10 protein-coding genes are annotated in these 12709 nt (G+C 68.9%); all 10 read right to left on the reverse strand.

Features of this window, described 5'->3' with window-relative positions:
* Window positions 1–74: 74 nt before the first annotated feature.
* Entirely contained in the window at window positions 75–3347 is a 3273-nt protein-coding gene (locus ABGB08_RS43725; protein WP_347603273.1) for a hypothetical protein, read from the reverse strand.
* 1433 nt (window positions 3348–4780) lie between these two features.
* Window positions 4781–5179, reverse strand: a complete 399-nt coding sequence (locus tag ABGB08_RS43730) for a pilus assembly protein TadG-related protein (protein ID WP_155360503.1) — start codon at window positions 5177–5179, stop codon at window positions 4781–4783.
* 212 nt (window positions 5180–5391) lie between these two features.
* Complete coding sequence (locus ABGB08_RS43735; protein ID WP_347603276.1) at window positions 5392–5796, reverse strand: TadE family protein; 405 nt, start codon at window positions 5794–5796, stop codon at window positions 5392–5394.
* Complete coding sequence (locus ABGB08_RS43740) at window positions 5787–6173, reverse strand: TadE family protein (protein ID WP_246264914.1); 387 nt, start codon at window positions 6171–6173, stop codon at window positions 5787–5789. The genes ABGB08_RS43735 and ABGB08_RS43740 overlap by 10 nt, the downstream gene beginning before the upstream one ends.
* Window positions 6174–6532: 359 nt before the next feature.
* The gene (locus tag ABGB08_RS43745; protein ID WP_155360506.1) at window positions 6533–6766 is read right to left on the reverse strand and encodes a hypothetical protein; all 234 of its coding nucleotides are present in this window, start codon (window positions 6764–6766) and stop codon (window positions 6533–6535) included.
* Window positions 6767–7765, reverse strand: coding sequence for a type II secretion system protein (locus ABGB08_RS43750; protein WP_347603281.1), 999 nt, complete (start codon window positions 7763–7765; stop codon window positions 6767–6769).
* Window positions 7762–8667, reverse strand: a complete 906-nt coding sequence (locus ABGB08_RS43755; protein ID WP_155360508.1) for a type II secretion system F family protein — start codon at window positions 8665–8667, stop codon at window positions 7762–7764. The genes ABGB08_RS43750 and ABGB08_RS43755 overlap by 4 nt, the downstream gene beginning before the upstream one ends.
* Window positions 8664–9962 carry an ATPase, T2SS/T4P/T4SS family gene (locus tag ABGB08_RS43760; RefSeq protein ID WP_347603285.1) on the reverse strand — a complete coding sequence of 433 codons (1299 nt, stop codon included), beginning with the start codon at window positions 9960–9962 and terminating at the stop codon, window positions 8664–8666. The genes ABGB08_RS43755 and ABGB08_RS43760 overlap by 4 nt, the downstream gene beginning before the upstream one ends.
* Complete coding sequence (locus ABGB08_RS43765) at window positions 9959–10747, reverse strand: hypothetical protein (protein WP_155360509.1); 789 nt, start codon at window positions 10745–10747, stop codon at window positions 9959–9961. Before ABGB08_RS43765 ends, ABGB08_RS43760 begins: the two co-directional genes overlap by 4 nt.
* Window positions 10748–10750: 3 nt before the next feature.
* Entirely contained in the window at window positions 10751–11443 is a 693-nt protein-coding gene (locus ABGB08_RS43770) for a hypothetical protein (protein ID WP_155348359.1), read from the reverse strand.
* Between the last annotated feature and the right edge of the window lie 1266 nt (window positions 11444–12709).

The raw sequence follows: 12709 nt of genomic DNA on the forward strand, positions 1-12709 counted from the left end.
ATCGGACGGTAGTGAGGGACGCCTGGGTGGATCCATCGTTATGCGGGTTTCGGCATGGCGCATTTCGGTCCTCCTCAGGCCAGCCGCGAGGTGCGGAGAGTCCGGCGCCAGGCCGGGAGCAGTTCGTCGATGAGCGATTCGGTCTGGGGGGCCATGCCGCCGCCGTACGGGTGCGAGGCCGCGCGCCGGTGCAGGGCGTCGACAACGGCGCGGAGCCTGGCGTGGTCGCCGGTGGCGTGCGCGGCCCTCAGCAGGTCGCGCCAGAGGGCCTCGTCGTCGGCCGCCAGCAGCAGGCCCGCCCTGGCCGCCGCGACCGCCGCGTCTGGTTCGCCGCGATCCAGCCGGGCCTCGCACAGCCGGTGCGCGACGTCGGCCACGGCGGCGGTGACGTCGTATTCCAGCGAATCCGCTGCGAGCCAGGCGTATCTGTTGCCTGGGCGGGCGTTCAGCAGTGGGCCGCGGACCAGGCCGAGTGCGGGTTCCAGATCTCCTCGGCGTACGAGTTCGCGGAACAGGTCCCAGTCGGTGCGCACCTCGGAGCTGAGCCGCAACCGGCCGGAATCGTCGACATACAGGTGGGCGCGCCCGCGGGAATCCTCGCCCAGCCACTGGGCGACCCGCGCGATCGTGGCGTCCCTGACCATCGGCTGCACGCCGCGCGGCCACAACACGCCGCCCAGCACCACCGGATGTACGCCACCGGGGTGCGTGGCCAGATACACCACCAGCTCCTGGGCGAGCGCCGCCCGCCCGTCCTCCAGCGCGTTCACCGGGCTGATCTCGATCGGCCCGAGAATGCGCACCTCGATCGCGGGCGGCAGGTCGACCCTTCGCGCGTCCGGCTCGGGCAACGGTTCGCCTTCAGTCCGGCCCGCGGTGCGGAACAGGTCCACGACCGCCTGGTAGTGCCGCCGGGGCAGCAACTGCGCGTCCACGTCGAACCCGAGCGTCTCCACCACCGCCCGCCCGTCCGGGGTGATCTCCCACGTCCAGGTCGCGTGAGGTACGGCTCCCGCGACGACGAATCCCAGAGCCGTCCGCGTGCCCTTGCTCAGCAGAGCCAGCCTGCGTGCTTCCTCCGGGGTGGGCTGGATCGCCGACAGCAGGTAGTGGGGCGGCCAGGCCGGATCGTGGGCGCGTCCGTGGATCCGGCCGGTGAGCACGTCGCCGGGCTGGTCGTGGGCGTGTTCCTCCAGGTCGGGGAGGACTTCGGCGAGGCTGCCCGCCACGCGTACGCGATCGGGGGCGATCAGCGCGAGTTCTTCGCCGAAGCCGACGAGAGTGATTCGCATCTGGTCGGACCATCGGTTGGTGGCCAGTTCCACGGCGAGCGCGGAGAGCGCCGCGACCGTGTTGGGTCCGGTCATCGAGATCACGCCATGCGCGGCTTCCAGGTCCACGAGTACCCGGCCGCCTCCTGCTGTTCCGAGGGAGACCAAGCCTGGGTATGGCGCTGGGACGTCGTTCATCGCGTTCTCGTCGATTCGGCGGCCTTCGTGGGCCGCGAGTCGCCAGACCTGGCCGTCGTCGGCGACCTCCCAGGGTTCGGGGGGGTTGCGGTCCGGGGGGTGGATCCAGAGGTCCATGCTTCGGCTGGACAGGTGCACTCCGTAGATCGCCGGTGGGCGGCGGTCGGCTTCGGCCAGCAGGCGGCCCAGCAGGCGCAAGCCTGAGTCCAGCATGCGGCTGCCTGGTGCGTCGGATCCGAGGCGAATGGCCACCTCGGCGCTGGCCGCGTCGCCCCGGGGCCGAACTACCCGGTAGCCGAACGCGCGCCGCCACAGTTGCTCCCGCCGTCTGCGCCCGAGCAACGCGAGCAATCCGGCCGCCAGGAGCGAGGCTCCCGCCAGGTAGTCCACAAGATCCAGCCCAGCCGCCGCTTCCTCCGGCTCGGCTATGGCGATGTCTGTCGGCCCGGTCTGCGAGCCATCTGGCTGTACGGCTCCCGGTTGCTGAACTCCTGGCAGGCTGTCGACTCCACCGGGTCGGGTCGGGGAATTGTCCGGTTCCGCTACCTCACCCGGACGCTCGCCGGACGAGCCCGGACGGTCGCTGGAATCGCCCGAACGATCGCTGGATGCAGCCGAACGATCGCCGGAGCCGCTGGTAGAACCCGGACGATCGCCGGATTCCTCCACGGAGGAGGTGCCGGGCTGCTGCGGCTGGGTCGTCTGGTCGGGCCAGGCGGGTTTGGGGAGAACGATTCGGGGTCTGGTCGGGGAATCGTCCAGGTCCGCGCGCCCGTCTCCGGTCTGCCCGCTCCCCACGTCCCCTGTGTCCGGCCGGGTGATGTCCTGCTCCGGTTCGGCAGACCGCCCGCTTCCTTCGGTGCCCGAACGATTCACATCAGACTTACCGCTTTCACCTGGCCGGATGTCCGACTTGCCCGCGTCCGACTTGCCCGCGTCCGACTTGCCCGTGCCCGGATTACTCGCGTCCGGAATGCTCGAAGAGCGACCGCTTCCTTCGGTGCCCGAACCGGACTTACCGGTTTCGCCCGGCCTGATTTCCGGCCTGCCCGTGTCCGGCTTGGGGATACGGGTGTCGTCCACGCCTGGGGGCGCGTAGTGGGTCTGGCCGTCCAGTTCGGCGGGAGGGCCTGGGTGATCGTTGAGGACTTCGCGGCGGGAGTCGTCGGCGGAGACGATGTGCACATTTCTGGCGTCGTCCGGCATGTCGAGGACCCAGCCAGGGCGGATCAGGTCGGCCATGTGGAGGCGGCTGCCGTCCGGTTGTTCTTTGTGCTGGTTGAGTTGGTAGATCTCCGGGTATCTGCGGCCGTCGCCGAGGCATTTCTCGGCTATCTCCCACAAGCTTTCGTGATGACGCCCATGGGGGGGCTGCACCACGTACACCTTTTTGACCTCGCGCGGCTGCAGGGCGGGCCGATCTTCAGCGGTCGGGGCGAGCACCGGCGTGGTCTGCGCGGTGAGGTGCGACTGAATCGGCGGCGGCGCCGCGACCCTGGCGAACGGAACCGCTACCGCGGTCGCGGTGAACAACACGAGCACCGCGCCCACCAGGCGATTGGCCAGCACCTGAGTGCCACCGGCGAGGGGCACCCTGGCAGGCATGCCAATCCGCCGGATCCCGGCATACACCTCGACGATTACGCAAACGACCAGTTGCAGCCACGCCAGCCAGACCAGCAGCACCAGCACCGCGATGATCGTTTCCGGGCCGACCTGGCTGGTGAACACATCCAGATCGAAGAGCCCTTCCGGCACCGGCGGCCCAGCCAGCCGGATCAACGCGAAAGGCACCCCACCGACCAACCCCGCCAGAGCCACCATCGCGGCCAGCCCCGCGAACACATCCCCCACCGTCCGCCGCCGCGAAATCCGCACCGGCTCCCCTCGCCGTCGCACAGTCCCCCCTTGCACAGTCCCCCCTTGCACAGCAAGCCGCTGCGCCCCCACCGCCCGCTCCCCCCGAACCGCCCGCTCCCTCCGCTCCCGAATCATTTCCCTACTCGGCCGCCCCCCAGGAGTCCCCAACTCCCACTCCCCCCGCCCCGCCCGCCGCTCCCTCCGCGCCGAACCCGCCTCCCCGCCACCCGACACACCGGGCGTCTCCAAATCCCACTCCGCCCGAGCGACCCAACGCTCTCCGCGCTCCGAAGCCGACTCCCCGCCACTCGACATACCAGGAGCACCCAAATCCCACCCCGGCTGAACCGCCCCACGCTCCCTGTATTCCGAAGCCGAGTCCCCACGCCTCGTTGCCTCGGGAGCCCCCGACTCCCAGCCTGCCTGAGCTGCTCCGCGGTCCCTCCGCTCCGAAGTCGACTCCTCGCTACTCGACATCTCGGGGGCGCCCAAGTCCCACCCCGCCCGAGCTGCCCCGCCCCTCGGCACCTCGGGAGTCCTCAGGTCTCGGTCCGTTCCGCGCTCTTTGGGGTCCGAAGCCGAGTTTCCGCCGCTCCGTACCGGAGGCGAACCAATGACTGGCTCGCCCTGAACAGATTCATCGTTTGACGAATCCCCAGGGAACTCGCCACCCTGCCGGCCCCGGACCAGGCCTTCGGTCAGCGGGGCGCCCGACAGACCCGGAATCCGTCGGTCTGTCGGGAAGTTGCGGCCTTTTTGGTCCACTGTCGAATCCGGATCCGGCCAGTCCACCTCGGAACCGGGGATCCGCTGATCACGCAGTGAGCCGTTCCCCTGGCGTCCTCCATTCGCCCCAACGCCTGGCCAAGGGCGTGTGTAACCCTCTTGCCTGTCGGCGAACCCGGTGACTTCGCGATCTTTCTGTGAGCCCGGCCCGTAACGATCATTTGGCCGATCCGTGCGACCTGAGTCCTGCGGCGGAATCTTGATGGAGTTCCAGGGTCTGGGTTCGCTGAACGGGTCTAGGGGTGGTCGTGGTGGGTGGTCGTCGTGGGGGGTTTCGGCCTTTCGGTCGGCGTACCAGGCTCGGACCCAGTCGGTCTTGGGGGTTGGGGCGGGGCGAGGGGCTTCGGGTGTGGCCGGACGAGGCATGAAGGAGCCCGCGACGGGGAGGTCGCCCGGTTCGCCGCGGTTGCCCCGTTGCGGTGGGATTGGGGGTGTGGTTTGGGGTGACGGCGTGATTTGGGGTGAGGTTTGGGATTGAGGTGGGATTTGGGTTGTGGGTGGATTTTGGGTTGGTTGCCAGGGTGAGTCCGGGTCTGACTGAGGGTGAGGGGTGGGGTTGTTGGGCATGCGTCAGACCTCCCCGGGGGTGTGGGTGGTGGTTGGCCCTTTCAGGGTGGTGACCGGCCGTGTGGTAGGCCAGCGAGGCGACCGGATCGGCATGGGGATCATGCGTCCCCCTCGTCGGGGACCGCTGTCGCGGTGGCGATCATGTCAGCGCCGCCGAAGCCGATGACGGCCAGGAAGAAAGCGTCCCAGTGCACGCTGACGCCCACGGTCACCTCGGTCTGGCCGCCGCCGACCGTACATTCGGTCAGCTGCACGCCGTCCAAGGCGTGCGCGGAGATGATCTCCTCCGCTCGTCCGCAGACTTCGGTATCAGCGAGCAGGCGTACCTGACCAGTGTCACGAAGCGTCTCAACATCGATCTGGTCAGCGGCCCCGCGCGCACCCTGCTCAGCGATGTCAGCCGCCTTGAGCCGCGAATTGATAGCAGCCCCACCGTCGACAAGCAGCCCCGCAAGCAGAAATACCGCCACCGAGAACAGCACCACAAAAACGGACATCGACCCACTATCGGGGCGATGTATGCCTCTAAGGCGCGAGGCCCAAAGGTGCGGGCATCTCCGAACACCTATTGGAATGCCGCTACCACTCCTAGCGCCGGTGCGGCGAGAACCACCACCAGCGTTAACGGCGCCGGATAACGGCGAGCAATCCAGCGACCTGCTCATCGTGTTAGGTGCTCTTAAGCGTGGATCTCTAAGGTGTGGGCTCCTCATTCGACCCTCCGGAACTGTTCCAGGGGGACCACTGAGTTGCCGGTCATTTGCTTGGTCGTACCGAATCCGAGGAAGTCCAGGTCGAGTTCGCAGGTGACGGTCACGGAAACCACGCCGCCTTCGACGAAGTCGGTTCCGGTCATGCTGACCTGTGGTGGGCATTCGTCCCCCAGCACCGATTGAGCCGTCTGCTCGGCCGCTCCCGTGGCCTCGTCCTCGGTGCGCTGGACCGAAGCCGCCCTGGCTGCGTCCCTGGCCGCTCCGTTGACCTCACCCTGAGCCTCGACGACCCTGCCCGCCCCTACGAGGAACATGAGGAACAGCAGGAAAACCGGTGCCAGCATCACGGTTTCCGCGGTCATCGACCCGCGGTCGCGGCGGCTGGGGGAGGTCACTGGCATGTTTCACTCCCGTCGTCGGGGCGGAAACATTCGATTGGACCACCGGACCGGGCCGTGATGGTGAAGGCCAGTTCGGGGAGCAGCGGCACGACCTGAACGGCGGTGCCCCTCACCTCAACACCCCGCTGGTCACCTTCCTCAAAAGCCGTCGCTGTCGCCGACTGCAACAGTTCCGGCCCGATCGCCTGGATTATCTGCGTCGCCTTGGCCTCGGCTTCCGACGGCCAGGCATCAGAATCGCCAGCCAATCTCGCCACTCGAGCACCCTCACGAGCAGCCGCGTCCGCAACCTGCCGCCCGTGAAACCACAACGCCATCTGCACCACAAGCAGAACCACCACAAGAATGACCGGCATCAAAATGGCCAACTCGATCACCGTGGCCCCACGATCCCGACGAAACCCACAAGCTGTAGCCCCGCGACCTGGATGACGGCGCTCGTAAGCAGTGGCTCCGCCATCCCGACGACGGCACCCCCAGGCCGTGACTCCGCCCTTCCCCTGGCAGCGCTCACAGGCCGTAGCACCGCCATCCTGACGAAGGCGCTCGTCAGCCGGGGCCCCGCGATCCCGACGACGGCACCCACAGGCCGTAGCGCCGCGATCCCGATGGGGTTCGCAGGCCGTGGTCGTACGAGCCCTCGGGGTGTGCCTGGGCCTAGGGGTGCTCAAGGTCCACGAGATCCCTGAGGTTCTGAGGGTTCCCGGGGTTCTTGAGGGCGTTGGGGTTCGTTGGGTCATTGACCGACACCGCTCCCGTCGCCGCCACCGCCACCGCCACCACCGAAGTTGCTGGTGATTTCGGCGGATTTGCCTTCGACCAAGCCCCTGATGAGGGTGGCCAAGCCGAGGGCGACACCGGCGATGATCGCGGTGATGATGACCCATTCGACGGCGGAGGCGCCTCGGGTGGGGGCGTTGCGGGCGTGCTGGATTCGTACGTTCAGCAGGGCTATCAGGTACTCGATCATCTATGACCCCAACATCTTCATGGCTGCCGGAAAACTGAGAAAGATCACGAAGCCCGCGCACAGCAGGAGCTGGGCCACGAGCATCGATTGGGAGCGCTCGCCGGCCTTGCCCTCGATTTCGGCCAGTTCACGCCGTCGGAGGGTGGCGGATCGGGCGGTCAGCGAGGTCCGGACCTTGGCGCCGTCGTCGGCCACCAGACCGAGCGCGGCCGACAGATCACGCAATTCGTCCACGTTGATCTCGTCCCCGAGCTGGCCAAGCGCCTGCCAGGGCGTGATGCCGACAATCCGGGCGTTCGACAGCGCTTCCCTGATGCGCTCCATCGCCCAGTTCGACCCGGCCGCGTCGGCCATCGACCCATTCGATCCTGCGGAGCCAGCAGACCCAGACCCTGAAGACCCGGACCCGCCCGAAGCGGGGCTGCCGACGGAGACGGCCATCAGCAGGGCCTCGGGCACCCCCCGCCCCCCGGCCAGGTTCATCGCCACCAGGTCCAGGAACGCGCCGACCGCGTGCCGGAAATCGCGCCGCCGTACAGCCGCGTCCCGCCGGATCTGAGCGTCCGGCAGCAGGAAGAACACCGCCGAAACCAGCAGCGCCGACCAGAACGGCACATGCAGCGAAACGCCCCACCCCATCAGCGCCAGCCAGCCGACCAGCAGCGGAAACGCGAACAGCCCGGACACCGCGAGCAGCACCTTGGTAGCCAGGAAGCCCTCGAACGACTTCCCCAGCAGCGTGAGGTCGGCCCGTACCGAACGGGCTTCCCAGCCGCGGGCCAGATAGAAGCGCGCCAGCCGGAGCCCCAGCGCCCGCCGGAACGCGCTGACCTGCTCGTCGGGCGCGACCAGCGGCGTGCGCACCACATCCTCGCCCGCCCTGGCCTGATCGAGCGCGGCCAGCCGCGTCACCAGCCCGGGCCGGGGCGGGAACAGGGCCCGGAACAGCAGAAAGACCCCCAGCCCGAGCACGGCCCCGGCGAGTACGGTCTCCGTCACACGATCACCTCGGCTTCCTCCTGGCGGGCGGGCGCCTCGGCACGGCGGTAGGGCGCGAGGATCCGGGCGGGCTGGTCGAATCTGGCCAGCCGCCGCATCCAGGCGAAACCCGCCCCGAACAGACCGGCCACCACGACCAGGACGGCCTGGCCCAGGAGCGAGTTGTACTCCTGGACGTACGAACGATTGAAGATCACGAGGAAGGCGGCGAAGGCGAGGGCGGTGCCCACCACGATCTGCACGCTGCGGCGGGTGGCCCGGCGTTCCGCCTCGACGCGGCGACGCATGTCCAGCTCTTCGCGGGCCGACAGGGCCAGGGCGGAGAGCACGTCGCGCAGTCCTGGACCGCGGAGTTTGGAGTTGAGGATCAGGGCGGCCACCACCAGGTCGGCGGAGGGGTCGTCGAGTTCGTCGGCGAACATGCGCAGGGCGTCGGAGAGCGCCATCCGGGTGTGCATGCGGTCGACCAGGGAGCGCAGGTGCGGGCGCAGGCTGGGCGCGGCGGCCCGGATCGAGACGGGGATCGCCTGTTCCAGACCGGCGGCCCCGGCGATGGTGTCGCGCAAAGATTCGGTCCAGGCGGCCAGGCCCTCCAGGCGACGCATCGAGGCGCGTTCCTCGGCCGCGCCGCCGGTGAGGCCGCGCCAGGCGATCACCAGCAGGGCCGAGCCGACGGCGACGACGGGCCAGCCGGTCAGGACCAGGACGACGGCGGCGGTGATGGCGGCGACCGCGGTTCTGGTGGAGAGCGTGCGCACCAGTTCCATCCGGCGGGCCGCGCCGTCGGGGCCGGCGGGGCGGGGGCGCATGCCGTACAGGGCGAGGCCGAGGAGGTAGAGGCCGCCGCCGATGGCGGCGCCGGCGAGCAGCACGAGCGGGTCCAGGAGGCCGGGTGGGATCATGACCAGGCTCCTTCGTAGCCGTGCGCGGCCAGTTCCTCGATGCAGGCGATGGGGGCGTGCGGCACCACGGATCCGTTCTCGGTGGCGATGAAGACCTCCGAGGAGAGCACCCGGCCGTCGCAGCCGGCCACCTCGCGGACCGAGGAGACGAACCGGCGCAACCGGCCGCCGCGGTGGTAGTCATTGCGTTTCTCGATGAAGACCACGAAGTCGATGGCGCCCGCGATGAGCATGTGGCTGGCCTCGATGGGGAGGCGCTCCTCGGCCTGCAGGGCGTAGGTGGCGATGCGGTTGAAGACCTCGATCGAGGAGTTGGCGTGGATCGTGGACAGCGAGCCGTCGTTGCCCTGCGTCATCGCGTTGAGCATGGTGACGATCTCGTCGCCCAGCACCTCGCCGACGATCACCCGGGACGGGTTCATCCGGAGCGAGCGGCGGACCAGCTCGGCCATGCTGATCTCGCCCTGACCCTCGGAGTTGGGCAGGCGCTGCTCGAACGCGACCACGTTGGGGTGCAGTTCGGGGAACTGGTCGAGGCCGAGTTCCAGGGCACGTTCCACGGTGATCAGGCGTTCCACCGGGGGGATCTCGTTGGCGACCGCCCGCAGCAGGGTGGTCTTCCCGGCGTTGGTGGAACCGGCGATCATGATGTTCTTCCTGGCCTGCACGGCCGCGGAGAGGAATCGCCCCAGTTCCGGGGAGAGCGTTCCATTGCCGACCAGGTCGCTGAGGAAGACCTTGCCCAGCCGGGCCCGGCGGATCGAGATCGCGGGGCGGACCGTGACGTCCATCACGGCCGACAGGCGGGAGCCGTCCGGGAGGCGCAGGTCCAGCTGCGGGTTGGCGGTGTCGAACGGGCGGGAGGAGAGGCCGGAGTAGGCGGCGAGGATCTGGATGAGCTCGATCAGCTCCTCGTCGGATTCGGCCACCGGCTCGTGGGTGAGCTCCTGGCCGTCCGCGTAGCCGACGAAGACCCGGTCGCAGCCGTTGATGTCGATGTTCTCGACCTCGGGGTCGTCCAGCAGCGGCTGCAGGCGGCCGACGCCGAACAGGGCCGCGTGGATCCCGGCGGCGAGCGCCTCCTCCTCTTCCGCGCTCGGCGGCGTACGGCCCACGCCGATCTCGCCGCGGGCGAACTCCTCCAGCACCTGCGCGATCAGCGCCCGGGCGAACTGCCGCTCGTCCTCGCCGCTCATCGGCCGCAGGCCGCTGGCTTGATCCAGCCGCCGCTGCTGGGCGAGCCGGTCGCCGACCTCCTGCCGGAACCGTTTCACCAGGGTGTGGTCGATGGTCATGGGCTCTCCTCGCGGGGCCCCGGCACGATCGGCCGCCCGTTGACCCGGCGCGGTTCCGGCGCGCCGACCCGGCCGGCCAGCCGCCCGGCCAGCTCGCGCGCGGTCCTGATCAGCATGCTGCGGTCCAGCCGCCCGCCCCACTGGCCGCGCAGCAGCTCGGCTCCCTTCGGGTCGTACGCGAGACCGCCGACGAACGCGACATCCCATCCCGAGACGATCCGGCGTACCTCGTCCAGCTCGGACCGGTACGCCCGGGGGTCGGCGATCACGACCACGCCCACCTGCTGTTTGAGCAGCGTGAGCCGTTCGCGCAGGTGGGCCACATGATCAAGGCTGGCCCGGGTGAACAGCACGACCTGGTCGGCTTCGGCGAGCAGGTCGTTGACGGCCGGGTGCGCGCCCAGCCGCCCGCAGTCGGCCAGCACGTCGGTGTGGGGCAGCGCGGCCAGGGACCGCCCGAGCGGGCTCCACAGCCAGGTCAGCCCCGCGGCCTGCTCGGCGTTGGTGAGCCCGGCCAGCACGTCGAGGCCGCCGACCAGCTTCTGGGTGTGCTCGTAGACCTGCTCGGCGTGCAGGCCGCGCCGGGCCACCGCGCCCAGGCTGAGCAGGCCGCGGCCCGGGTTGAGCACGCCGCCGTCGGCGGCCGGGAGCCGGTAGGCCAGATCGCCGCCGGAAGGGTCGCATTCGGCGAGCAGCACCGGCCGCGGCCACACCGCCCCCAGCGCGGTCGCGGCCGTGGTCACTCCCGGTGCCCCCTTGTCGGCGGCCAGGACGATCAGTGCCATTCGCTACCGTGCCCCGGGGAGGACGGCCAGGGCGATCTCGCCGCTGGAGGCGTACTGGGCGACGGTGGGTGAGACCGCCTCGTCCACGATCACGGTCACCAGGCCGGTCGCCGTACGGCCCGGGGCGCCGACGCTGTGCACGAGGGCGTTCTGGGCGAGGACGCGCTGCTGGGTGGCGGCGGTGCCGCGCCCCGCGGCCGGGACGTAGATCACTTGGACGATGTCGCCCTTGGTGAGGCCGATCGGCGCCTGCCCCGATTTGAGGGCCAGGCCGACCTGGGCCTTTCCTGGGCCGAGCTGCTCGCTGGCGGTGCTGGTCATGTTCTCGGTGAGCAGGGTGCCCGGGAGCAGGGTCACCGACGCGTAGGTGGTGAGCACCTTGTCGCGGAAGCGCCAGGCGACGTAGTCGATGCCGGTTTCGGCGATCTGCACCTCCTGGAGGGCGGATGCCGGGATCTTCTCGCCCGCGCCGACCTGCTCGATGATCCGGACGGCCGAGACGCGGTCGCCGCTGCGCAGCACCAGCAGCGTGGTCGCCAGCGCACCGCCCAGGATGAGGAGCACGGCCAGTGCCGCGAGGGCAGGTTTGCGCTCGCGCGGCGGCACCGGCAGCTTCCGCGCAGCCGGCCCGGACAGGCCGGGCCGCTCCACCGGGCCGGTACGGCTTTCGCGGGCGGGCTTCTCGCTGATCCTCATGGGTGGGGGGCTCCCAGAGTCCAAGTCCACGCACACACGGCACAAGGCCACATGATCACGAGGAGGGTTGATCAAAACATTTTCGGATTCGCGCGGAATTCACGCCATTATGGACATCCCCGATGGTCATGGTTCCGGTAAACAGGGGACCTATGCTTATCGGTTATAGGTCATCGCGTCAACGAGAAAAGTATTACCGCAGGTCAATGGAGAGGGTTGTCACACTGATAACAGAGGTAACATGACTACCGGATCTTCCTGAGATACTGTCTTAACACCACATAACCACAAAAAGTCAAGATGCTGCGAAATGTCAATGCAAATCAGCTTGACTGATGTCTTGACAGAACTTGTTGACGGGGCTTCATTGTGGAGATCGTCGGATGATGATTGGTTGGCGGGGCTCTCTCGTTCGTCCCGGGGAATGGCGGTTGGTGTGGGAGCGAGTCGCACGGGTTCTCCCGCACACCGATCCTTCGAGACGTTCGGCCATCCACCTGAAAGGCTCGCCCGGAGTCACATGCAAGGGTCACCACAGCTCTCCCACCCCTGCCCGTTGGAACGCTCACACTCAGCGGCATGTCACGCTCCCAAGTTGGATCACTTCCTGTGCCTTCACTTGTGGCTACGGGCGTATCGCTCCCCGCGTTCACCGCAATCGCAGGCAAGTTCGATGAACTCCCCCGTGAGGAGTGGGCACGATGTCACGCGGACCGGATGCGATGGCACAGCGGTTCATCCGGGCCGAGCGGGTCGGGAGACCGAGCGGATGCGGCAATCCGGGCTTCCCGGAGACGTCCCGACCGTTCCGACCGAACGCGATGGAGGGATCCATCCGAGTCGAGCGGACCGGGCCAAGCGGTCCCAAATGCGGCAATCCGGGTTTACCGGGATCCCAGACCGAGCCCAGTGCCAGCGACCCCAGGGGCATACGGACGGACCGATCACGCCATCCACACCCACCCAACGGCGGCCGAGGACCCCTGGACCCGCGAGTGGACCAACCACGCCAGCACAACCCACGCGATCGCAGCCGAGTGCCAGCGACCCAAGGGGCAGGTGGGTGGGAGAACCACAGTGCTGTGGCTGCCATTTTCGTCCGCGCGACCACGGCGATGGCGGGGGCGGGCGGAGCCCGTGGAGAAGCACTGGGCTGGGCGGGTGGGAGACCCACGATGCCGTGGCTGCCATTCTCGTCCGCGCGCGCACGGCGATGGCGGGGGCGGGCGGAGCCCGAGGAGTCTCTGAGGGCGGGGGGGGTGGGAG

Source organism: Acrocarpospora sp. B8E8 (assembly GCF_039871605.1).
GTDB classification, from domain to species: Bacteria; Actinomycetota; Actinomycetes; order Streptosporangiales; family Streptosporangiaceae; genus Acrocarpospora; species Acrocarpospora macrocephala.

Excerpts from the sequence above, each read along its gene's own strand:
- ABGB08_RS43730 (WP_155360503.1), bottom strand. The coding sequence starts at position 5,179 with ATGTCCGTTTTTGTGGTGCTGTTCTCGGTGGCGGTATTTCTGCTTGCG.
- ABGB08_RS43735 (WP_347603276.1), bottom strand. The coding sequence starts at position 5,796 with ATGCCAGTGACCTCCCCCAGCCGCCGCGACCGCGGGTCGATGACCGCG.
- ABGB08_RS43745 (WP_155360506.1), bottom strand. The coding sequence starts at position 6,766 with ATGATCGAGTACCTGATAGCCCTGCTGAACGTACGAATCCAGCACGCC.
- ABGB08_RS43755 (WP_155360508.1), bottom strand. The coding sequence starts at position 8,667 with ATGATCCCACCCGGCCTCCTGGACCCGCTCGTGCTGCTCGCCGGCGCC.
- ABGB08_RS43760 (WP_347603285.1), bottom strand. The coding sequence starts at position 9,962 with ATGACCATCGACCACACCCTGGTGAAACGGTTCCGGCAGGAGGTCGGC.
- ABGB08_RS43765 (WP_155360509.1), bottom strand. The coding sequence starts at position 10,747 with ATGGCACTGATCGTCCTGGCCGCCGACAAGGGGGCACCGGGAGTGACC.
- ABGB08_RS43770 (WP_155348359.1), bottom strand. The coding sequence starts at position 11,443 with ATGAGGATCAGCGAGAAGCCCGCCCGCGAAAGCCGTACCGGCCCGGTG.